Below are 19,941 nucleotides of genomic sequence, written 5' to 3' on the forward strand. Positions count from 1 at the left end.
GCCCGGCTGACGGCGGTTCATGGCCCTGACCGGGCCGGGGAGGCCCGGCCCCGCCGGCGGGAGCGCCGGACGCGGCCGGGCCCGAGGGGCGCCGGTGCTCAGTGGAACAGCATGGAGGCGTCCCCGGCCGGGGTGGCGACCGAGCCCGGACACAGGAAGCTGCCCGAGGTCTTGGTGGCCGTGAAGGCCCTGTTGAGGTACTTGCGGGTGGTTCCGTCCCGGTCCCACACGAGGTTCGTCGCCTTGTACCGGCAGGAGATGAAGCTCTGCCTGCCCGTGATGTCGATGGCGTCCGTCCTCGCCACGGCTCCGGCGTCGTCGAAGGTGAAGGCGGGGTTGTTGTTGAGGGAGGCGGTGATGCCGCCGCTGCAGGCGAGGTTGCCGCCGGGTGCGTTGATCGTCGTGCGGTCGACGGTGAGAGCGCTCGGCGGGACGGCGCTGGTGCTCGCGTTGGTCCAGGTGCAGGTGCTGCCGGCGACCACGATGACCCCGTCCACCTTCTGGTCGACGGTGGGGCCCGCCGCGACGGCCGCCGAAGTGCCGGCGACGGTAGCCGCGATCGCCAGTGCGGCGAGTGCTGTGCGTGTGGGGATGTGCCTCATGTCGCTCCTCCTTGCCACGTCCTTGTGGGGGTGATGCGAGGGCCCGAGGGCCCCGCGGGAGTGCGTGCGGGAGTGCGTCACGGAGAGTCGCACAGGGACCTTGAATTGTCAGGTGCAGCTCAAGGACTGGCTTGAAGCCGCCCGTCGCGCTTTGAGGTGAACGTATTGAACGTCTCGATCGATATCTCGCGAAATCGCCCTGCCTACTCGATTGTTATGTGCGTTCACCCTTGACTGTGATCGGTTTCGGACAAACGATGGTGCCCGTTCACTCCACTCCTTCCGTACGAGGCCCCCGTAGGAGCCGTGCCATGTCGCGCACTTCACGTTCGTTCCGCATAGCCGCCGCCACCGCGACCCTCACCGCCCTGGGGCTTCTGGCCACCGCCTGCGGTGACGGCGACGGTTCCGACAAGGCCGCGGGCGGCACCGCCGCCCAGCCCGTGGAGATCACCTACTGGTCCTGGATGCCGGGCACGAAGCAGACGGCCGAGGCCTTCAACGCGAGCCACGACACCATCAAGGTGAAGTTCGCCGAGGTGCCCGCGGGCCAGTCCGGCGGCTACGACAAGCTCGCCGCCGGCGTGAAGGCCGGAAACGGCCCCGACGTCATGAACATCGAGTACCAGGCCATCCCCGACCTCGTCACCCAGGGACTGCTCGCCGACTCCTCCAAGCTCCTCGGACCCACCGTCAAGAAGCAGCCGGAGCAGGTGCAGGCCCTCGTCACCCTCGGCGGCAAGCAGTGGGCCGCACCCTTCGACGTGGGCCCGCAGATGCTCTACTACCGCAAGGACCTCTTCGAACAGCACAAGATCACCGTGCCCAAGACCTGGGCGGAGTTCAGAACCGCCGCCGAGGAGGTCAAGAAGGCCGACCCCGAGGCGCGCATCACCTCGTTCTGGGGCGACGAGGCGGCGACCTGGGCGGGCCTGGCCCAGCAGGCCGGTGCCAAGTGGTACGGCACCGAGGGCGAGGCGTGGAAGGTGAGCATCAACGACGCCGCCACCAAGAAGGTCGCCGCGTACTGGGGCGACCTCGTCAAGAACGACCTGGTCTTCAACCACAAGGCGTGGAGCCCGGAGTCGACCAAGGCGGCCGCCGAGAACAAGGTGTACACCCGGCTCGGTGCCTCCTGGAGCGCGGGCAGTCTGAAGACCGAGCAGGCCAAGCAGGAGGGCAAGTGGGCCTCCGTCGCGCTGCCGAGCTGGGGTGACGGCAAGATCGGCATGGTGGGCGGCTCCTCCTTCGCCGTCATCAAGGACAGCAAGAAGGCGGAGGCGGCCGCCGAGTTCATCAAGTGGGCCACCACCAGCCCGGAGGCCGTCAAGGCCCGGCTGAGCCTGGGCACCTCCAGTGCCCTGCCCGCCGACGCGGCGCTGCGCGAGACGGCCAAGGCCTCCTTCGACACCACGTTCTACGGCGGCCAGGACATCTACGCCGCCGCCGCCGAGCAGGTCCCGAACATCGCCACCGGCTGGATCTGGAGCCCGGTCCACAACGCGACCGCGGTCGAACTCGCCTCCGCCCTCGCCAAGGCCCGGGGCGGCGACTTCGCCCCCGCCTTCGACACGGCTCAGGCCACGGCCGAGAAGCTGATCAACGACCGCGGTCTGAAGCTCGCGAAGTAGCGGCGCGGCCGGGCCCGGCCCGCGCCCGCACCGCGCGCCGCCGGGCCCCGGCCCCCGCTCGGCACTCCCGGCCCCCGCTCCGCACCCCCGGCCCGCCCGCTCGCCGTCCGTCCCCGCCCCGCGCCGCCCGTCCGTCCCCGTCCGTCCGTCCCCGTCCGTCCTTACCCCGTCCTTCCTTCCCCCGGCCCCGGAGGTGCCCCGGTGACAGCACCGCTCGCCCCCAGCAGTACGCGGCGCCCAGGCAGCCGCAGCCGACGCGGTCAACGCACCGCCGCCACCTTGCTCATCGGACCGTTCGTCCTGCTCTTCCTCGCCGTCATGGTCGTGCCCATCGGGTACGCGGCCTACCTCAGCCTCTTCCGAGAGCAGTCCTCCGGCCTCGGATTCGGCGGTACGCAGACCTTCTTCAGCGGCATCGACAACTACGTCCGGGCGCTGACCGCCCCCGCCCTGCAGAGGGGCTTCCTGCACATCGCCGCGTACTGCGCGGTCTACATCCCCGTCATGATCGGCGGGGCCCTGGTCCTCGCCCTGCTCATCGACTCGACCCTGGCCCGCGCCAAGCGGTTCTTCCAGCTCGCCGCCTTCCTGCCGCACGCGGTGCCCGCACTGATCGCCGCCATCATCTGGGTGTTCCTCTACACCCCTGGCCTCAGCCCCATCCACCAGTTCCTCGACTGGGCCGGCGCCCGGGTCGACTTCTTCGGCGACGACGCCATCCTGTTCTCGATGGCCAACACCACCGCCTGGCAGTGGATCGGCTACAACATGGTGATCTTCTACGCGGCCCTGCAGGCGATCCCGCGCGAGACCCTGGAGGCAGCGATCGTCGACGGCTCCGGTGCCGTCCGCACCGCCCTGTCCGTCAAACTCCCCATGATCCGCTCCTCGGTGGTCCTCACCACCCTCTTCACCTGCATCGGCGCCATCCAGCTGTTCACCGAGCCGGAGACCTTCCGCTACGACGCCACCGGCCTGTCGGCCGAGTGGTCCCCGACGATGTTCATCTACCAGGCCGCCTTCTCCAAGCACGACTACGGGATCGCCGCCGCGGCCTCGCTCATCCTGGCCCTGCTCGGCGCCCTGCTGTCCTTTGTCGTCACCAGGCTCGGAAACCGGTGGAAGGAAGCATGAGCACCCTCACCCTGGACAAGACCACGCCCCCCGCGCCCGACGGCCCCCCGCGCCGCCGCCCCCCGCACCCGCCCCGCCGCCCGCGCACCGGCGGCCGGATCCTCGCCTCGAAGGCCGCGGTCAACGGCCTCCTCGTGCTGATCGCCCTCTACACCCTGATGCCGCTCACCTGGCTGCTGTTCGCCGCGACCAAGAACAACGCGGACCTCTTCGGCAAGCCCGGCTTCACCCTCGGGGACTTCAACCTGTTCGCCAACCTGGGCGACCTCATCGCGTACAACGACGGCATCTTCGGGCGCTGGCTGCTCAACAGCTTCGTCTACTCCGTCCTCGGGTCCCTCGCCTCGACCATCCTGAGCATCGGCGCCGGCTACGCCTTCGACAAGTACGACTTCCGGGGCAAGGAGAAGCTGTACGGCTTCATCCTCCTCGGCCTGCTGGTCCCCGCCACCGTCATCTCCCTGCCCATGTACCTGCTCGCCTCCAAGGTCGGGATCGTCAACAGCTACTGGGCGATCCTGATCCCCGGCCTGGTCAGCCCCTTCGGCGTCTACCTCTCCCGGATCTTCGCCGAGGGCTACGTCCCCGGCGAGACCCTGGAGGCCGCGCGCATGGACGGCGCCGGGGAACTGCGCATCTTCGGCTCCGTCGCCCTGCCGATGCTCGCCCCCGCCTTCGTCACCGTCTTCCTCTTCTCCTTCACCGGCAGCTGGAACAGCTTCTTCCTGCCGCTGGTCATGCTCAACGACCACGAGCTCTACCCGGTGGGACTGGGCCTGTTCAACTGGAACGCCACCCTGAGCCAGTACCCCGATCAGTACGCCCTGCTCATCACCGGCTCCCTGGTCTCCGTCCTGCCGCTCGCCGTGGCCTTCGTCTGCCTCCAGCGCTTCTGGCGCTCGGGCCTGACCGCGGGCGCGGTGAAGTGACCGTGACCACCACCGCACCCGTACAGCGACCGGGCCGGCCCGCCGCGGCCGCACCCCCGCGCACCGTGCTCGCCATGGGCGCCGCCATCCACCGCACCCTCCTCGGGGCCGCCGCGCTCGAGCGGCTGCCCCGCATCGCCGACACCGACCCCGGCCTGCTCGTCACCGACTACCGGGCCGCCGACCCGCAGCTGCTCGCCCGCACCGAGGTCCTCTTCACCCACTGGGGCTCCCCGGTCCTCGACGAGGACGCGCTGCGCCGGCTGCCCGCGCTCGAGGCCGTCGTGCACGCCGCCGGGTCCGTCAAGCACCACATCACCCCGGCCGTCTGGGAGCGGGGCATCACCGTCTCCTCCGCCGCGGGGGCCAACGCCCAGCCCGTCGCCGAGTTCACCCTCGCCGCCATCCTCTTCGCGAACAAGCGGGTCCTGGAGAGCGCCCGGCGCTACCGCCAAGAACAGAGCGCGTACGAACTCCTGCCGTACTTCGCCGGGCACGGCAACTACCGGCGCACCGTGGGCATCGTCGGCGCCTCCCGCATCGGCCGCCGCGTCATCGAGCTGCTGCGCCCCTTCGACCTCGACGTGCTCCTGTACGACCCGTACGTGGACCCGGCGGAGGCCGCAGCGCTCGGGGTACGTCCCCTCCCGCTCGCCGAACTCGTCTCGCAGAGCCACGTGGTCTCCATCCACGCACCCCAACTCCCCGAGACGCGGCACATGTTCGACGCGGAGATGCTCGGACGGCTCGCCGACGGCGCCACTCTCGTCAACACCGCCCGGGGCTCCCTCGTCGACACCGACGCCCTCGTCGCCGAGCTGCGGACCGGCCGCATCCACGCCGTCATCGACGTCACCGACCCCGAGGAGCCGCCCGCCGGCTCGCCCCTCTTCACCCTGCCCAACGTCCTCCTCACCCCGCACATCGCGGGCTCGCTCGGCAACGAGCTGACGCGTATGGCGCATTGGGCGATCGACGAGGTGGAACGCTACGCACAGGGCCTTCCCTTCGCGCACGGAGTCGGCCCGGACGAGCTGCTGCGCTCGGCATGACCCGGCAGGCTCGGCTCCGCCGGCCTGATCCCGAGTCTCGGCGGCGAAGCCGCGCGCGGCGCGGTCGGGGGCGGTTGCGGCTTCACCCGCCGGGCCGGCGAGGAGGCGCGGCCGGGCGGGTCCGCCTCACGCGTCCTGCCGGGCGGGTTCGAGCAGGCGCGCGCGCAGGGCCGCGACCAGGGCGTCGTCCGCGCCCAACAGGTCCGTCGCGTAGGCCCGTACGGACCCGTGCTCGCGGGACAGGGCGTCGAGGAACAGGCGCATCACCTCGGCGGGAGCCTGCCCGTACCCCGGCCAGGCGGGCTCCCGGCCGGGGTGCTCCGCCCGCCAGTCCGCGAGCAGCCGGCCGGTCGCGAGCCCGGTGAGGGCGAAGTCCTCGACGATGACCTCCTCGGACACCCCGAGCAGGGCCAGGACCACCGCAGCCAGCAGGCCGGTGCGGTCCTTGCCGGACGCGCAGTGGAAGGCGACCGGGCCCTCCGCGGCGGCGATCACCCGCAGGGCGGAGCCCAGTTCGCCGACGCCGTCGTGGGCGACCTCCAGGTAGCGCTCGGCGAGGTAGGGGCCGGTATCGACGCCGGGGCCGAGGGCCGCCTGGTCGTAGGGGCGGTGCTCGATGCTGAGGTGGTGGTAGGCGAAGGACGGGTGCTCGGGCACCCGGCCCTTCGCGTCGATCTCCCAGGAGTAGCGCAGGTCGATGACCGCCCCCACGCCGAGCTCCAGGAACCGCTCCCAGTCCCCGCCCCGCAGCTTGCCCAGGGAGTCGGACCGGTACAGCCGGTTCCAGCGCACCGCCAGGCCGTCCGCGGCCCGATAGCCGCCCAGGTCGCGGAAGTTGTGCAGCCGTCCGAAGGATACGTGTCTGTCCACGGCGGCACTCTATGCCGGGCCGGGCGGGCGGCTTCAGCCCGCCCACCGCCCGGTGAGGAAGGTGATGGCGACGACGGTGGCCAGCGGGGCCGCGACGCACAGGTACGCGGTCAGCACCTGGGGGCGGCGCAGGCTCCAGGAGGCCAGGCCGATCCAGAGCGGCCACCACAGCAGGGTGGAACGGGGCACCGACGTGTACCAGTAGGAGGTGCCCAGCGCCCACAGGGTGAGGCCGATGTACAGAGCCTCGGGCCAGCGGCGGCGCAGCACGAGCACGATCAGGAGGGCCAACCCGGCCAGCATGGCCAGGAGTTCCGCCTGCCACATCAGGGCGTACCCGGTGGGGTGGAGGTGGTGGAACGCCGCCTCCCAGGTGTGGGACCAGGCTTCCCACGGCGTGTGGAAGTCCCGGTACCAGCCGCGTTCCTGGGCGTGCTTCCAGGCCATCCAGTCCCCGGTGCGCGCCTGCAGGTACCAGCTGAACAGGGCGGGGGAGAGGGCGGGCAGCAGCAGCCAGGGCGCCGCGCGCCAGGCCCGCCGGTCCCGGGCGGCGGTCCGTACGAAGTGCAGGACCAGCGCGGCCGCGAGGAAGAGCCCGGTGACGCGTACGGAGCAGGCCAGCGCGGCCAGGACCGCGGCGACCGGCCAGTTCCGGCGCTGGGCGGCCAGCCAGGCGGGCAGGGCCAGGGCCAGGAACAGGGCCTCGGTGTAGCCGGCGGCGAGGAACACGGCGCACGGCGAGAGCAGGAGGAACAGCACCGTACGGCGCCCCGCGTCCGGGTGGGGGAGGTGGTGGCGGGCGATGCGCGCCAGTGCCAGGACGGCGACCCCGCCCGCGGCGAACGAGATCAGCGCTCCGGCCGCGGCCCAGTCGGGGACCACCGTGTGGACGGCGCGCAGGGTGAGGGGGAAACCGGGGAGGAAGGCCTCCCGGTTGTCCCAGCCGGCCGTCCAGGGCCCCGCCTGGCCGGGGAAGTAGCCGTCCCTGGCTATGTGGAGGTAGTGCTGCCAGTCCCACTGCTGCCAGGGGGACAGGAACGAGGCGGGCTCCCGGGCCTGGCTGTCGGAGGGGAACAGCCAGCGGACGGCGCCCGCGGTGGTCCACAGGCCGATGCGGGTCAGCAGGTAGAGCCACAGCACCTCGAGGTCCGCACGGCCCGGGCGCCACGCGAGCACCGGGCGCCACGCGAGCACAGGGCGGTGCGCGGGGGGCCGGTGAGGGGCCGGTGCGGACGGCCGGGGCGGGGCGGAAACGGACATGTCGGGATCTCCTGCTCGGCTGAAGGCGTGCGGAACCGCCGGCCGTGGTCCAAGGGCCGGTGTCCGGGGGAACGCGGAAGGGGGAAGGTCTCCTGGGGCGGGGTTACTGAGGCGGGGCTACTGAGGCGGGCTAGTGCGGCGGGGCTACTGAGGCGGGCGGCGCGAAGTGGGCGTGGTGGACGTGTCCGGCTGCGAGGTGGCCGTGGCCGGCGGGGGACCGGGGGACGTCGAGGTCCTCACCGGCGTGGGCGGGGAGTCCGGAGACGTGGCCGAGGGGGACGGCGGCCGGGGAGAGGGAGTGGTCGCCGGGAGGGTGGGACCCGGGTCGTGCGGCAGCAGCGCGGCCACGGCGGCGCTGCTGCCGCCGAGGACCAGGAGGCAGGCGGCCGCGACGGAGACGATCCGGCGCCGCCGGACCTGCTCGCCGCGCCGGGCGATGACGGAGACGGGAGGGAGGACGGCACCGCTCCGCCCCGCCGAGGCCGCTTCCCGGAACAGGGACCGCAGCGGATCCTGGGCGTCATGCATCGGGTGCCTCCTCAATGCGGGGGTCCTGCAGATGGCGGGAGAGGGCGGTCCGCCCCCGGGACAGGTGGGTCTTGACCGTGCTCGCGGACAGGGAGGTCTCGGCGGCGATCTGCTCGACCGTCAGGTCGCACACGTAGTGCAGCGCCATGGTCCGGCGCTGCTTGAGCGGGAGCTGCCGCAGCGCGTCGACGAGGGCGACCGCCTCCGGCCCCGGCCCCTCCACATGGCCCGCCGGGGCCGTGCGCTGCCAGGCCTCGGCGCTGCGCCGGCGCACGCGCCACCGGCTCACCGCGAGCCGCCAGGCGACGGTGCGGATCCATGCCTCGGGCCGGCCGTCGCGGTCCAGCTGACGGCGTCTGCCCCAGCCCCGGACGAAGGCCTCCTGCACCACGTCCTGCGCCTCATGGTGGTCGCCGAGCATCACGTACAACTGGCCCGTCAGCCGTCCCGCCGCCTGTGCGTAGAACTGTTCGAACTCCTCGACGGTCAAAAATCGCTCCCGAATCCATGTGTCCCTCTCACCGGGCATACGCCCGCCGCACAGCATCCGGTCGACACGGATCGGCAGGAAATCGTGTGAGTGCCGTCACACCCCCGTGCCGCACCCCCGCGGCGCCCTATTCGGTGAGCACGGACAGGACGTTGCCCGCCGGGTCCTTGAACCAGGCGATCGTCGGCATGCCCTCGCCCTGGCCCCTGACGATGCCCTTGTCGTCGGAGTCGAAGCCGGGATAGCGCTCGAAGGCCACCCCGAGCGCCGTCAGCGCGTCCACGGTCTCGTCGACGTCGTCCACCGGGAAGTTGAGGACGGTGAACTCCGCCGGCCGGTGGTCGTCCTTGGGGTACACCAGCACGGTGCCGCCGCCCCCGAGGTGCAGGGCGAGCATGCCGTTCTCCTCCGAGACCCGTACGCCGAGCGTCCCGCCGTAGAACTCCTTGGCCTTCCCGATGTCGTCCACCGAGAAGCCGCTGAACGCCTTGCTGTCCTGGAACATGACCGCTCCCGTCGCCGCGTCGGCCCCCCTCCCAGTCTCCTCCCGGCGGCTTCAGCCTGCCTCGGGGGCGAAGCGGCCCAGCGCCTGCGCGAGGGAGCGGCCGGTCTCGGTGTCCCGGACGGCGGGATCCAGCCCGGCGGCCAGCAGGGCGGCGACCCCCGGGGCGTCGCCGTGCCGCGCGCGCTCGAAGACCTCCCGCCGCAGCGGCCGCAGGGCGCGCGGCAGCCGCCCCCGCCCCGTGGCCCACGCCTGCCGCACGGCGAAGCAGCCGGAGACCGCGCCGCCGAAGGCCATGAGGGCCTGCTCGCGCTGCTGCTCCCGTGCGCTGTGCGGGATGCGCAGCTCCCCGTCGCGGAAGCCGACCAGGTGCCAGGCGCCGCCGCACCGGACCCGTACCGGTTCCAGGACGGCGGGCGGGCCGGGCGGACCGCAGCCGGGGCCCGAGGCCGGGAAGAGCGCGGCCGCCACCAGCGGATGGAGCTCCTCCGGGGTGAGGCGGCCGGTCCGGACCAGCTGGAGGTCGGGCAGCCGGCGCCACACGATGTCCGGGAGCGCGGTCGCGCCCGTGCTCGCGTACGGCGCGCCGACATGGGCGCGCAGGGCGGCGTGCGCTCCCGGGCCGGCCGGCTCCAGCAGGAAGTCGCCGCGGTAGGCACCCGGTATCCGGAACCGGGGGGCGTCGCCCGCCGCGAGCAGGCGCCGTACCTCCCGCACGATCCGGGGCAGCTCCAGGGGCAGCTTCGTGACGACGACCTCCGGTTGCGCCGGCCCCCAGTGCGAGGGGCCCGACCAGGTGGCCAGGTCGACCTCCACCCCCGCGGCCGCGAAGGCGGCCACCGTGTCCCCGCGGGCCTGGAGGACGGCGATCCACTCTTCCCGGGCGACCGGGTCGGCGGATCCGGGATCGGTGTCGGGCAGCTCCCGGGGGCCGAGCGGGGTGCCGTCCGCGCGGAAGAAGGGAAGCCGCTCCGCGTCGCCCCCGCACCAGGCGCGGAGCCCGGGAGCGTGCCGGGCGTCCCAGAAGTGGCGGGCCGCGGTCCAGTCGTCGACGAGGTACTCGCGCCGCAGGCCGGGGTCGTCGGCGGCCACGAAGTCCAGCACCAGCCGCTGCGGGGCGTCCCCCGCGGGGGTGCGGACGACCAGGCAGGACGCCGGCGCCTTCGCCCGGAAGCCGCGCCGGCGGCCGCCGTGGCGGGCGAGGACGACCGTGCGTCCCCCCATCAGCATCGTGCCGCTCGCGAGCGCCCGGGGCAGGTGCCAGCGGAGCAGGTCGGGAGCCAGGTGCGCGAGGTCGGCCTCGACCGCGGACCGTACGGCGCCGCCGTGCGAGGCCCCGATCCGTGCCGGGTCGAGCGCCACGTCCACGGCCGCGGCCGCGCAGGCCCCGCGCCAGTCGCCGGCGAGCCGGGCCCCGGTCGCATCCTCGATCATCCAGCGGGGTACGGCGAAGCGCCGTACCCGGTGCCACACGGCGACCTCCTCGACGGGGAGCCCGCCCACCAGCGGTTCTCTGCTCACGAGTCAGCACCTTTCGGGGCGGGAGGGGAGGCGGGGAACGGGTGGCGGGGCCGGTCGGATTCGAACCGACGTCCTCCGGCTGAGCAAGCCAGGTGCGACGACCTCTGCGCTACGGCCCTGCCGCCGGTGATCATAACGACGGCCCGCCGCCCACCACTCCGGCCCCTCGCCGAGCAGGGCTTCGACGAGGACCTCACCACGGTCCGCGTCGACCAGCTCCCCGACCGCCGGTAAACCAGGTGGCACCGCGCGGCCCCTACCCGACAATGCCCCCATGCGCATACGAGCGGCACGCCCGGACGAACTGCCCCTGCTCCAGGACATCGAGCGGGCGGCCGGGCTGTGCTTCCGGGACATCGGCATGCCGGAGATCGCCGACGACGAACCGCTGCCGGTCGGCGAACTCGCCGGCTACCAGCGGGCCGGTCTGGCCTGGGTCGCCGCGGGTCCGACCGGCGCCCCGGTCGCGTATCTGATCGCCGACCGCGTCGACGGCAACCTCCACGTCGAGCAGGTGTCGGTGCACCCCGACAGCGCGCACCGCCGCATCGGCCGGTCGCTCCTGGACCACCTGGCCGCGTTCGCCCGCCGCGAGGGGGCGCCCGCACTGACCCTCACCACGTTCACCGAGGTCCCCTGGAACGCCCCGTACTACGCGCGCTGCGGCTTCCTCCCGCTCGACGACGCGGCCCTCACACCGGGCCTGCGGGAGATCCGCGCACGGGAGGCGCGGCACGGCCTGGACCTGTGGCCCCGGACCTGCATGCGCCGGACCCTCTGACCGCCCGGGGCCCTATCCGTGCGACGCGGCGCCGAGGGCCCGCACGAAGCGCAGGCCCGGGCGGCCGTCCACCTCGATCTCGCCGGCGGGCGTGAAACCCGCACGCTCCAGGACCGCCCGCGAGCCGGCGTTGTCGAGCGTGGTGACGGCCCGCAGGGAGGTCAGGCCGTACTCCGCGGCCGCCAGGGCGCAGACCTCGCCGACGGCGGCCGTGGCCAGGCCCCGGCCCGCGGCCCGCTCGGCCATCCGGTACCCCAGCTCGGCCGAACCGTCCGCCACGTCGACCAGGTTGAACCGTCCGAGCACCTCGCCCCCCTCGCCCACCAGCACGTGGAAGTGGTGCAGCCCGGCGGCCTGCTCGGCCAGCAGGGCGGCGTGCCGTTCGCCGAAGCGCACGAAGTAGAGGTCGCCGCGGTCGGGAACCGACGCGGCGAAGTAGGCCCGGTTCTCCCGCTCGAAGGCGAGCAGGGCCGGGGCGTGGTCGTCGCGCAGGCGCTGGAGCCGTGGGAAGGCGGACATGCCCGGATGCTACGCACCCCCGATCGCGACGGCCAACGGCCGGGCGTGTGCTCCGTACGAGTTCACTTGGGGCGCCCGTTCGGCCGCAGAGCCGAGTTCATGATCATCATTTTGGCTCCCCATCGTTTTGATACTGCCATCCGGCCGTGTGCGATCTGGGAGGGCAACGAATGCAACTGACCAAGGCGTGGGGCGTGGTGGCCGCCGTGACGGGAGCCATGCTGGTGGCCGCGGCGGCGCCGGGCCGGGCGTCCGACGCGGACGCCGCGGAGCACCCGGCCGGGCGCGCGGCGGCGGAGGCGGCCGTCACCCTGCTGGTCGGCCGGGCGGTGGACGACGGCGGGCGGACGGGCGTCGGCCGCTGCTCGGTCCACACCTCGCGGCCCGGACTGTGCGGCGGCTGGCGGGAGGAGCGGGTCCGGGCCACCGCCCGCGGCAACGGCACCGTCCTGCGGATGCCGGCCCTCGGCGACCCCTCCCACGGCGCCCGCGCGGACGGGCTGCCCACGGACGCCGGCGCCCCGCTGGAGATCGCCCTCGCCGAACCGGGACGACTCACCGACGTCACCGTGACCGACGGCCACGGCCGCCACCTGGCCGGAGAGCTCGGCCCCGACAGCGGGCACTGGCTCAACACCGAGCCGCTCCGGGCGGGCGAGACGTACACCGTGCAGGTCGGCGCCCAGGACGCGGCCGGCACCCCGGTCGGCGTGACCATGGCCTTCCGGACCGCCCCGCCCGCCGACGGGGGCCGGCTGACGGCCGAGTTCGGGCCCCGCCCGGGGACCTACGGCGCCGGGGAGATCGTCACCGCCGACCTCAGCCGCCCGGTGCCCGCCGACGACCCACTGGCCCGCGAACGGGTCGAACAGGCCCTGCAGGTGACCTCGGAACCCCAGGTCGAGGGCGCCTGGCACTGGGTCGGCCCGTCCACGCTGCACTACCGGCCGCGCACCTACTGGCCCGCCCACACCGTGGTCCGGGTGCGCAGCGGCCTCGACGGGGTGGAGCTCGGGGACCTCGGCCACGGCGGCCCCTCGGAGCCGCTGGAGTTCACCGTCGGGGACCGGATCGAGGCCGTCACCGACTCCGCCGCCCACGAGATGACCGTACGCCGCAACGGACGGGTCATCAGGACCATCCCGGTCACCACCGGAAAGCCCGGGTTCAGGACGCGCGCCGGCATCAAGGTCGTGCTCCGCAAGGAGTCCAAGGTCCGCATGCGGGGCGACACCGTCGGCATCAAGCGCGGCACCGCGGAGTTCTACGACCTGCCCGTGCGCTACGCGACCCGGGTGACCTGGAGCGGGGAGTACATCCACGCCGCGCCCTGGTCGGTCGAGGCGCAGGGCGAGGCGAACGTCAGCCACGGCTGCACGGGGATGAGCACCGAGGACGCCGCCTGGTTCTTCGAGACGGTGCGCGAAGGGGACATCGTCGAAGTGGTCAACAGCGGCGGCGAGATGATGGCCCCCTTCGACAACGGCTTCGGCGACTGGAACGTGGACTGGGGCAGCTGGCTGGCCGGCAGCGCCCTGGCCGCCGCCGACGCGCGCCGGCACGGCGCCGCGCCGCTCGCACCGGCCCGCCTGCATCCCACCACCTGATCCGAATCGCCGACACCGGGCCGCGTCCGTTGGCATCATGGTCGCGGCGGGTCGGTCGGGACGGGGTGGGGTGGCGGCGCCGTGGGCGGTACGGGCATGCACGGGCGGGATCTGCCCCGGGGCGAGCCGCGGCGCGAGCCGATCGGCGAACTGGCGGAGCGCGTCGCCCTGCTCGCGGACCAGGCGGGGGCGGACTCGGCGGCCTCGCTGATCCGCCGGGCCGCCCGCAGGGCCGAATCCCCGCTGGCCCGGATCTGCGTCATCGGCGGCAGCAACGTCGGCAAGTCCCGGCTCGTCAACGACCTGGTCGGCGAGGACTGCCTGCCCGTCTCCGTCCACCCGACGAAGGGGCCGCCCGTCGTCGTCCGGCCGGACCCCGCCGCCGGAGCGGCGGACGCCAGGACTGCGGAAGCCGGAGCGGCGGAAGCCGGACCGGCAGGACACGAGGCGGCGGGACCCGGGACCGCGGAGGCGCCCTCCACGGCCGCCGGTGCCGAGCCCGCCGATCCCGCGCGGCCGCGCACCGTACGGGTCCCGGTGCCGGCGGATTCCTGGCTGGCCCGGGCCGGAGTGGAACTCGTGGACACGCCCGGCTGGGAGGGCTGGTCCGGCATACGGCAGCCCGACACCGCAGCCCTCGCCCGGATCGTGGCCGACGGCGACGTGGTGGTCGTGGTCACCGAGGCCCGGCGGGCGATGCTCGCCACCGAACAGGCCAGGATCAAGGCGCTGGCCGCCGCCCCGCACACCCCGCCGCTCGCGGTCGTCGTCACCAAGCTCGACGAGGTCGAGGACGAGGCGGCCGACATCCTGCGACGCGTCCGGCACCTCGTCGGGATCCTGGCCCCCGAGGCGCTGGTGGTGCCCGGGCCGGTCCGCGCACCCGGCGCGGCGTCCGCGGCCGAAGCGGCCGACGGGATCGACCGGGTGCGCTCCGTACTCGCCCAGCTCGCCGGTGTCCGGCTGCGCCGCGCGTTACGGACGATCCGCAGGCTGTACCTGCTCGCGGCCACCTGCGACCTGGTCGAGGAGGCCGCCGCCCGGGCCTTGGCGGACGCGGACCGCTCCGACCCGGTCCGGGCCCGCGCCGCACAGATCTGGCACACGGCGCACGAGAGCGCCCGCTTCCACTGGATCGTCCTCAGCGCCGACGTGGGGGAGTGGCGCGCCGCGCTCGCCGCGGCGATAGCCGCCGAGGCCCGCAGGCGCCGGGCCGCCGCGGCGAGCGAACTCGCCTCCCGCTTCTCCGGGATGCTGGAGACCCCGGAGGAACAGCACTTCATCCGGCTGCACACGATCCCGTACACCGCGGAAGCGCTCCAGGGCTTCGAAGCCTGGACCACCGCCACCGTCGACCGGGTGCTCGAACAGGACACCCGCAGGCTGCGCGACGTCCTGCTCCGCAACCGGCCCGGCGAGGAGCTGTTCCAGGGACTGGCCGCCCCCGACTCCCGGCGGATCGTGCCGACGGCCGCCCTGCCCGGGGTCGCCGGGACCGCGGCCGCCGCCGAATCGCAGAACGCGACCGGCTGGGACGCCTCCTGGCTGCCGGAGTTCGTCGGCACCGCCATCGAGAGCGTGCTGACCCCCGTCTCCACCGAGGTCGTCGCACAGATCGCCGGGGCGGCCGGCACGGCCCTGGTGACCGAGGCGCTCGAACACGGCCAGGCGGAGCGCCGCGAACGCACCATCGACGACCTGGAGCGCATCGTCGAGACCGCCTTCACCGAACAAGTGGCCCGTACCGACGCGCGGATCGGCCAGGTGTACGACCGCCTGCTCAGCGAGGCCAGGGACCGCGACGAGCAGTGGTGGCGGCTGCACACGACGGCCGTCGCGGCCCGCCCGGACTCCTTCGGGCACTGGAATTCGCTGCGCGGCACCGCCCGGTCGCTGAGCCGTTCCGTACACGCCCACCTCTCCCCCCTGGAAGGGGCCTGATGGACCACGAGAACCGGCAGCCGCCGCCCGGCCCGGAGTCCGCGGCCACGCATTTCCGCGGCTGGAGCAACCACATCGGAGCGCTGCGCTCCTACTACCGGCGACTGCACCAGGTGGCCGGCGAGGCGGCGGTGGCCATGGCCCCGCCCGGCGGCCCGGTCAGGGAGCTGGAACTGGGCATCAACGGCTCGGTCTTCGAACGCGAGACCTTCCGGATCATGGTGCTCGGCGAGTTCAGCAGCGGCAAGAGCACCCTGATCAACGCCCTGCTGGGGAAGCGGCTGCTGCCCACCAAGGCCAATCCGGCGACCGCGTTCACCACCGTCCTGCGCTGGGGCGAGACCGAGCGGGCCTGGCTCTACCGGGACGCGGACCGGCGCGGCGGCGAGACAGCCGTCACCACCGAGGAGTTCAAGCGGGAGGTCTCCCTCCAGATCGACGCCCACGGCGCACCGCGGGCCCCCTCGTTCGCGCTGGCCGTCGTCGAACAGCCGCTGGAACTGCTGCGCAGATCCGTGGAGATCGTCGACTCGGCGGGCATCAACGAGAGCCCGGACCGTGAACTGGTCACCCTGAGGTACCTGGAGGAGGTGGACGCCGTCGTGTTCGTCACCGACGCGGGACGGCCCTTCACCCTCCACGAGACCGAGAACTACCTCGAACGCGTCAAGCGGCTCGGACACCGCGACATCTTCTTCGTGGTGAACCAGTTCGACCGGATCGAGCAGGAGGAACGAGCGGAGGTCATGAGCCGCTGCCGCAACGCGGTGGCCGAGCTCGGCGGCGACACCGATTCGCCCGCCGTCTCCAACGTGTTCTTCGTCAGCGCGCTCCAAGCGCTGAAGGCTCGGATCGACGGCGACGAGATGCGTCTGCGGGACTCGGGCATCGGCGAACTGGAGTCCGCCCTGGAGGTCTTCTGCATGCGCGACGCGGCCCGGGTGAAGTTCGTCCGGCTCGCCGAATTCCTCCGGCACAACGCCGTCAACCTGCGCCTGCGGCTGCACGACGAGGGCGCGATCCTGATGAAGTCCACGGCGGAGCTGCGCGAGCTGCTGGTGCGCAGCCAGGCCACCCAGGACCAGCTGCGGACCAGCGCCGACGCCATCCGGGACATCGTGGGCGGCCGGATCCTCGACATCGAGAGCGAACTGCAGCTGAGGTTCGCCACCTTCCTGTCCGACACCAGCGGCGAGATCTCCGGCTGGCACGTGACGAGCGGCCCCGGCCGCTTCAGCCGGGCCGTCCGCTCCTTCACCAAGGACGGCCGCGTGGCGGCCCAGCACGAGCTCATGGACGCCTACACCGCCCAACTCCAGGAGCGGATGCAGGTCTTCTGCGCACAGACCCTCGACCAGCTCATCGAGCAGCGGCAGTCCGATCTGCTGCGCCAGCTCGAACCGCTGATCCGGGCGCACGCGGACCTCCTCGACAAGCTCCGCGCCGAGCTCACCGGCGCCCAGTCGGTCCGGGACCAGAACCACCTCCTCTACACCCTCGCCATCGCGGCGGGCAAGGGCAACGGCCGCAGCGGACGGCGGCGCCGGGACGACGTGCCGCTGATGTACCGGCCCAGCTCCCTCATGGCCATCGGAGCGGGCACCGGGGCGGCCGTCGCGGGCGGCACGGCCGCCGCCGCCACGGCCGGCCTGATCACCCTGGGGCTGACCGTGCCCCCGGTCGGCGTCGCGATCGCCATCGGCGCCGCCGTCGGACCGCTGATGGCCTCCGGCGCGGTCCTCTTCGCCGACGGCAAACTGCAGGCCCGTGCGGCGCAGGAGTTCTCCGACCACGTCAAGGAGTCGGCGACGATGGCAGCGCGCCAGTACGCCGACAGCCGCGCCGCCGATCTGCGCGCCGTGTGGGGCGGGATCAGCGAGACGCTCCACACCCAGCTCCAGGACCTCATCGGCATCGTCCAGCGCAACATCGACGAGTCCCGGCACGACGAACAGGGCAAGGCGGACCTCAGGGACGAGCTGTACACGCACGAACAGCGCATCACCGAGATCGAGCAGCTCATCGGAGGCTTCCTCCAGCCCTTCGTGTCGGAGGCCGAGCACGAGCAGCCCTGACCCCCGCGGGGCGGGGCTCGGCCGGGCAAGGCGGGCCGAACCCCGTGTCGTACCACCCGGGCACGGCCCCGGTGGGCCGATAGTGAGGCCGTGAGCGACTGGTCGCAGGGCTCCGGGGACCCCCGAGCCGGAGAGAACGCCGCATGGTCGGGCCACGAGGGCGCGCAGGCCTTCGCGGCGGTGGACGCCGCCACGGACTGGCTCCTCGGATACCCCTTCGTCTTCCGGGAGCTGTCCCGCCGGCTCGGCGGCGGCGGGGTCCTGGTGGACTACGGGTGCGGGCCGGGCACGGTGGCCGACCACGCCGCCCGCCGGCTGGGGGCGCGGGTGCTGGGCGCGGACACCTCGCCCGAGATGCTGGCGCTCGCCCGCGGTTCGGGCACGGCCGTGGCCGAGTACCACCTCGTCCGGGACGGACGCGCGGCCGGCCTGGCCGACGGCTGCGCGGACGCCGTGATGTGCAACCACGTGCTCGCCTCGCTGCCCGGCGAGGACGCGGTGCTCGCGGTGTTCACGGAGGTCCGCCGGCTGCTGCGGCCCGGAGCCCCGTTCGTGCTGCTCGTCACCGACCCGGACTGCACGGGCCTGGACTACGCCTCGCTGCGCATCGGCGGCCCGGGCGAGGCCCACGGCCCGGGCGACCAGCTGACCGTACGGCTCCGGCGCACCGACGGTTCCTGGCAGGAGGTGCGCAACCACGCGTGGCCCGTCGCGCTGATCCCGGCGCTGCTGGAACGCACCGGCTTCCGGGACGTGGTCCAGCACCGCCCGACCGTCGAGGAGGCGCTCGCCCTGGCGGACCCGCAACTCCCGCGCGGCCACGACTGGGAGGCGGAGCGCAGGCGCCCGCCGCTGGTGGTCACCACGGCGCTGGCGGCCTGATCGGGGCCGGTGCGCCGGCGGTGCGCTCTCGGCGAAAGACCCTGGGCGCGGCGCCACCGCCCGTGTTGGGGTGGGCGGATGGACATTCTGGTATTGGGCGGGACGGCCTGGGTGGGCCGCGAGATCTCGAGGCAGGCAGTGGCACGCGGGCACCGGGTGACGTGCCTGGCCCGCGGCGAGAGCGGCGAGGTCGCCGAGGGCGCGGCGCTGGTGGCCGCGGACCGCCGCGAGGCGTCCGCGTACGCGGGCCTGGCGGGCCGGGACTGGGACGCGGTGGTGGAGGTGTCCTGGCAGCCCGGCTTCGTCCGCGGCGCGCTGGAGGCGCTCGGCGGACGGGCCGGCCACTGGACGTACGTCTCCTCGGTCAGCGCGTACGCCTCGCACGCGCGGCCGGGCGCGGACGAGACGGCCGAGCTGCTGCCGGCGGCCGCGGCGGACGAGCTGGGCCGTGAGGAGTACGGGCAGGCCAAGGTGGCCTGCGAGCAGGCCGCGACGGCCGCGCTGGGCGAGCGGCTGCTGATCGCGCGGGCCGGACTGATCGGCGGGCCGGGCGACCACAGCGGCCGGACCGGGTACTGGGTCGGCCGCGCGGCCCGGGAGCCGCTCGCGCCGATGCTGGTGCCGGACCCGCTGGACGTCCCGACCCAGGCGGTCGACGTACGCGACCTGGCGGCATGGCTGCTCGACTGCGCCGAGCAGAAGACGACCGGCACGTACGACGCGGTCGGCCCGGAGGTGCCCTTCGGCGAGTGGCTCGCCCTGTCGCGCGAGATCGGCGGCCACACCGGGCCGGTGGTGCCGGCCGGCCGCGACTGGCTGCTCGGGCAGGGGGTGGGCGAGTTCATGGGGCCGGAGTCCCTCGCCATGTGGATGGCCGACCCGGAAATGGCCGGCTTCTGCGCCCGCAGCGGCGCCGCCGCCGAGGCCGCCGGCCTCCGCCACCGCCCCCGGACGGCCCTCCTGACGGACACCCTGGCCTGGGAACGCGAGACCGGCCTGCACCGCCCCCGCCGCACGGGCCTCACCCCCACCCGCGAACGCGAACTCCTGGCGGCCCTGGGCTAGCCCCGAGCCGCCAGCCCGCCCGCCCGAACCGCTCCCGGACTTGCGCACCGCCCCCGCCGACGCGGCTCCCGGGCTTGGGCTGGGCCGCCGCTGGGCCGCTCCCGGGCTTGCGCACCGCCCCCGCCTGGCTTGTGCCGGGCCGCCCCGCCGGGCCGCTGCCGGGCTTGCGCCGGGCCCCCGCCGGGCCGCTCCCGGGCTTGTGCCGGGCCGCCGCCGGGCCGCCCCGCCGGGCCGCTCCCGGGCTTGCGGTGTGACGGCGCCGGCGCCGCTCCCGGGCCGCCGCTGGGCTTACGCCGGGCCGCTCCCCGGGCTTGCGCTGGGCCGCCGCCGGGCTGTTTGTGTATCCGCGCCCGGGGCGGGGGCCGGGGCCGGGGTGGGGAGAGCGGCCGGACGGGCGCGTTCGCCGGGACGCGACCCCGTCGCGGCCGGGTGGCCAGGCCGCGCCCCGTACGGGGCCCCTGCCCGGGTCGGGGCGGGGCATGCGGACGGGGCCGACCGAGGGAAGATCGGGGGCCCGGGGTGGGAGGTATCCGCGTGGCACGGTGGCCGTCG

At 74.0% G+C, this 19,941-nt stretch carries 18 protein-coding genes; 10 read left to right on the forward strand and 8 right to left on the reverse strand.

Translation table 11 applies throughout. From position 1 onward, the window contains the following. Positions 1-98 precede the first annotated feature (98 nt). Positions 99-602 carry a hypothetical protein gene (locus tag AB0D66_RS14610; RefSeq protein ID WP_362301906.1) on the reverse strand — a complete coding sequence of 168 codons (504 nt, stop codon included), beginning with the start codon at positions 600-602 and terminating at the stop codon, positions 99-101. 311 nt (positions 603-913) lie between these two features. Here AB0D66_RS14610 and AB0D66_RS14615 point away from each other — a divergent pair, with 311 nt between their 5' ends. From AB0D66_RS14615 to AB0D66_RS14630, 4 genes are all read left to right on the forward strand, one after another. Further along, positions 914-2,233 (forward strand): extracellular solute-binding protein, encoded by a 1,320-nt coding sequence (locus AB0D66_RS14615; protein WP_362301909.1) that lies wholly within the window; start codon positions 914-916, stop codon positions 2,231-2,233. A 318-nt stretch (positions 2,234-2,551) separates the two neighbouring features. Continuing rightward, the gene (locus tag AB0D66_RS14620; RefSeq protein ID WP_362302017.1) at positions 2,552-3,367 is read left to right on the forward strand and encodes a sugar ABC transporter permease; all 816 of its coding nucleotides are present in this window, start codon (positions 2,552-2,554) and stop codon (positions 3,365-3,367) included. Beyond that, a complete protein-coding gene (locus AB0D66_RS14625) occupies positions 3,364-4,296 on the forward strand; it encodes a carbohydrate ABC transporter permease (RefSeq protein WP_362301912.1) in 933 nt (310 codons plus the stop codon). The genes AB0D66_RS14620 and AB0D66_RS14625 overlap by 4 nt, the downstream gene beginning before the upstream one ends. A 74-nt stretch (positions 4,297-4,370) precedes the next feature. Beyond that, positions 4,371-5,348 carry a hydroxyacid dehydrogenase gene (locus tag AB0D66_RS14630; RefSeq protein ID WP_362302021.1) on the forward strand — a complete coding sequence of 326 codons (978 nt, stop codon included), beginning with the start codon at positions 4,371-4,373 and terminating at the stop codon, positions 5,346-5,348. A gap of 126 nt (positions 5,349-5,474) precedes the next feature. On the opposite strand, the gene AB0D66_RS14635 is transcribed toward AB0D66_RS14630, so the two are convergent. The 6 genes from AB0D66_RS14635 to AB0D66_RS14660 form a co-directional block, all read right to left on the reverse strand. Beyond that, positions 5,475-6,218, reverse strand: coding sequence for a tyrosine-protein phosphatase (locus AB0D66_RS14635; RefSeq protein WP_362301915.1), 744 nt, complete (start codon positions 6,216-6,218; stop codon positions 5,475-5,477). Between the two features lie 33 nt (positions 6,219-6,251). After that, positions 6,252-7,478, reverse strand: a complete 1,227-nt coding sequence (locus tag AB0D66_RS14640; protein ID WP_362301917.1) for a mannosyltransferase family protein — start codon at positions 7,476-7,478, stop codon at positions 6,252-6,254. Positions 7,479-7,622: 144 nt separating this feature from the next. Next, positions 7,623-8,006 carry a hypothetical protein gene (locus AB0D66_RS14645; protein ID WP_362301921.1) on the reverse strand — a complete coding sequence of 128 codons (384 nt, stop codon included), beginning with the start codon at positions 8,004-8,006 and terminating at the stop codon, positions 7,623-7,625. Further along, positions 7,999-8,535: a SigE family RNA polymerase sigma factor gene (locus AB0D66_RS14650; protein ID WP_362301924.1), complete on the reverse strand. Its 537-nt coding sequence runs from the start codon at positions 8,533-8,535 to the stop codon at positions 7,999-8,001. Before AB0D66_RS14650 ends, AB0D66_RS14645 begins: the two co-directional genes overlap by 8 nt. 88 nt (positions 8,536-8,623) lie before the next feature. Then, positions 8,624-9,001 (reverse strand): VOC family protein, encoded by a 378-nt coding sequence (locus tag AB0D66_RS14655; protein ID WP_362301927.1) that lies wholly within the window; start codon positions 8,999-9,001, stop codon positions 8,624-8,626. A gap of 51 nt (positions 9,002-9,052) precedes the next feature. Next, on the reverse strand, positions 9,053-10,519 hold the full coding sequence (locus AB0D66_RS14660) for an ankyrin repeat domain-containing protein (RefSeq protein ID WP_362301930.1): 1,467 nt from the start codon (positions 10,517-10,519) through the stop codon (positions 9,053-9,055). 274 nt (positions 10,520-10,793) lie between these two features. On the opposite strand from AB0D66_RS14660, the gene AB0D66_RS14665 reads away from it, so the two are divergent. Beyond that, entirely contained in the window at positions 10,794-11,300 is a 507-nt protein-coding gene (locus AB0D66_RS14665) for a GNAT family N-acetyltransferase (protein WP_362301933.1), read from the forward strand. 12 nt (positions 11,301-11,312) lie between these two features. On the opposite strand, the gene AB0D66_RS14670 is transcribed toward AB0D66_RS14665, so the two are convergent. Next, positions 11,313-11,819 carry a GNAT family N-acetyltransferase gene (locus tag AB0D66_RS14670; RefSeq protein WP_362301936.1) on the reverse strand — a complete coding sequence of 169 codons (507 nt, stop codon included), beginning with the start codon at positions 11,817-11,819 and terminating at the stop codon, positions 11,313-11,315. 170 nt (positions 11,820-11,989) lie between these two features. Here AB0D66_RS14670 and AB0D66_RS14675 point away from each other — a divergent pair, with 170 nt between their 5' ends. The 5 genes from AB0D66_RS14675 to AB0D66_RS14695 all read left to right on the forward strand — a co-directional run bounded on the left by AB0D66_RS14675 (position 11,990) and on the right by AB0D66_RS14695 (position 19,389). Continuing rightward, positions 11,990-13,426 (forward strand): Ig-like domain-containing protein, encoded by a 1,437-nt coding sequence (locus AB0D66_RS14675; protein WP_362301938.1) that lies wholly within the window; start codon positions 11,990-11,992, stop codon positions 13,424-13,426. Between the two features lie 96 nt (positions 13,427-13,522). Then, a complete protein-coding gene (locus AB0D66_RS14680; RefSeq protein WP_362301941.1) occupies positions 13,523-15,367 on the forward strand; it encodes a dynamin family protein in 1,845 nt (614 codons plus the stop codon). Next, the gene (locus AB0D66_RS14685; protein ID WP_362301944.1) at positions 15,367-17,442 is read left to right on the forward strand and encodes a dynamin family protein; all 2,076 of its coding nucleotides are present in this window, start codon (positions 15,367-15,369) and stop codon (positions 17,440-17,442) included. Before AB0D66_RS14680 ends, AB0D66_RS14685 begins: the two co-directional genes overlap by 1 nt. Before the next feature lie 90 nt (positions 17,443-17,532). Then, positions 17,533-18,324: a class I SAM-dependent methyltransferase gene (locus AB0D66_RS14690; protein WP_362301947.1), complete on the forward strand. Its 792-nt coding sequence runs from the start codon at positions 17,533-17,535 to the stop codon at positions 18,322-18,324. Positions 18,325-18,402: 78 nt separating this feature from the next. Further along, positions 18,403-19,389, forward strand: coding sequence for an oxidoreductase (locus AB0D66_RS14695; RefSeq protein WP_362301950.1), 987 nt, complete (start codon positions 18,403-18,405; stop codon positions 19,387-19,389). The last annotated feature ends 552 nt before the right edge of the window (positions 19,390-19,941 follow it).

Origin of the sequence: Streptomyces sp. NPDC048270 (assembly GCF_040652335.1) — a bacterium.
Classification (GTDB): Bacteria; Actinomycetota; Actinomycetes; order Streptomycetales; family Streptomycetaceae; genus Streptomyces.

Coding starts and splice junctions, on each gene's coding strand:
- AB0D66_RS14625 (WP_362301912.1), top strand. CDS start 3,364: ATGAGCACCCTCACCCTGGACAAGACCACGCCCCCCGCGCCCGACGGC.
- AB0D66_RS14695 (WP_362301950.1), top strand. CDS start 18,403: ATGGACATTCTGGTATTGGGCGGGACGGCCTGGGTGGGCCGCGAGATC.
- AB0D66_RS14675 (WP_362301938.1), top strand. CDS start 11,990: ATGCAACTGACCAAGGCGTGGGGCGTGGTGGCCGCCGTGACGGGAGCC.
- AB0D66_RS14670 (WP_362301936.1), bottom strand. CDS start 11,819: ATGTCCGCCTTCCCACGGCTCCAGCGCCTGCGCGACGACCACGCCCCG.
- AB0D66_RS14655 (WP_362301927.1), bottom strand. CDS start 9,001: ATGTTCCAGGACAGCAAGGCGTTCAGCGGCTTCTCGGTGGACGACATC.
- AB0D66_RS14630 (WP_362302021.1), top strand. CDS start 4,371: ATGGGCGCCGCCATCCACCGCACCCTCCTCGGGGCCGCCGCGCTCGAG.
- AB0D66_RS14610 (WP_362301906.1), bottom strand. CDS start 602: ATGAGGCACATCCCCACACGCACAGCACTCGCCGCACTGGCGATCGCG.
- AB0D66_RS14640 (WP_362301917.1), bottom strand. CDS start 7,478: ATGTCCGTTTCCGCCCCGCCCCGGCCGTCCGCACCGGCCCCTCACCGG.
- AB0D66_RS14645 (WP_362301921.1), bottom strand. CDS start 8,006: ATGCATGACGCCCAGGATCCGCTGCGGTCCCTGTTCCGGGAAGCGGCC.
- AB0D66_RS14615 (WP_362301909.1), top strand. CDS start 914: ATGTCGCGCACTTCACGTTCGTTCCGCATAGCCGCCGCCACCGCGACC.
- AB0D66_RS14620 (WP_362302017.1), top strand. CDS start 2,552: ATGGTCGTGCCCATCGGGTACGCGGCCTACCTCAGCCTCTTCCGAGAG.
- AB0D66_RS14665 (WP_362301933.1), top strand. CDS start 10,794: ATGCGCATACGAGCGGCACGCCCGGACGAACTGCCCCTGCTCCAGGAC.
- AB0D66_RS14680 (WP_362301941.1), top strand. CDS start 13,523: ATGCACGGGCGGGATCTGCCCCGGGGCGAGCCGCGGCGCGAGCCGATC.
- AB0D66_RS14685 (WP_362301944.1), top strand. CDS start 15,367: ATGGACCACGAGAACCGGCAGCCGCCGCCCGGCCCGGAGTCCGCGGCC.
- AB0D66_RS14650 (WP_362301924.1), bottom strand. CDS start 8,535: ATGCCCGGTGAGAGGGACACATGGATTCGGGAGCGATTTTTGACCGTC.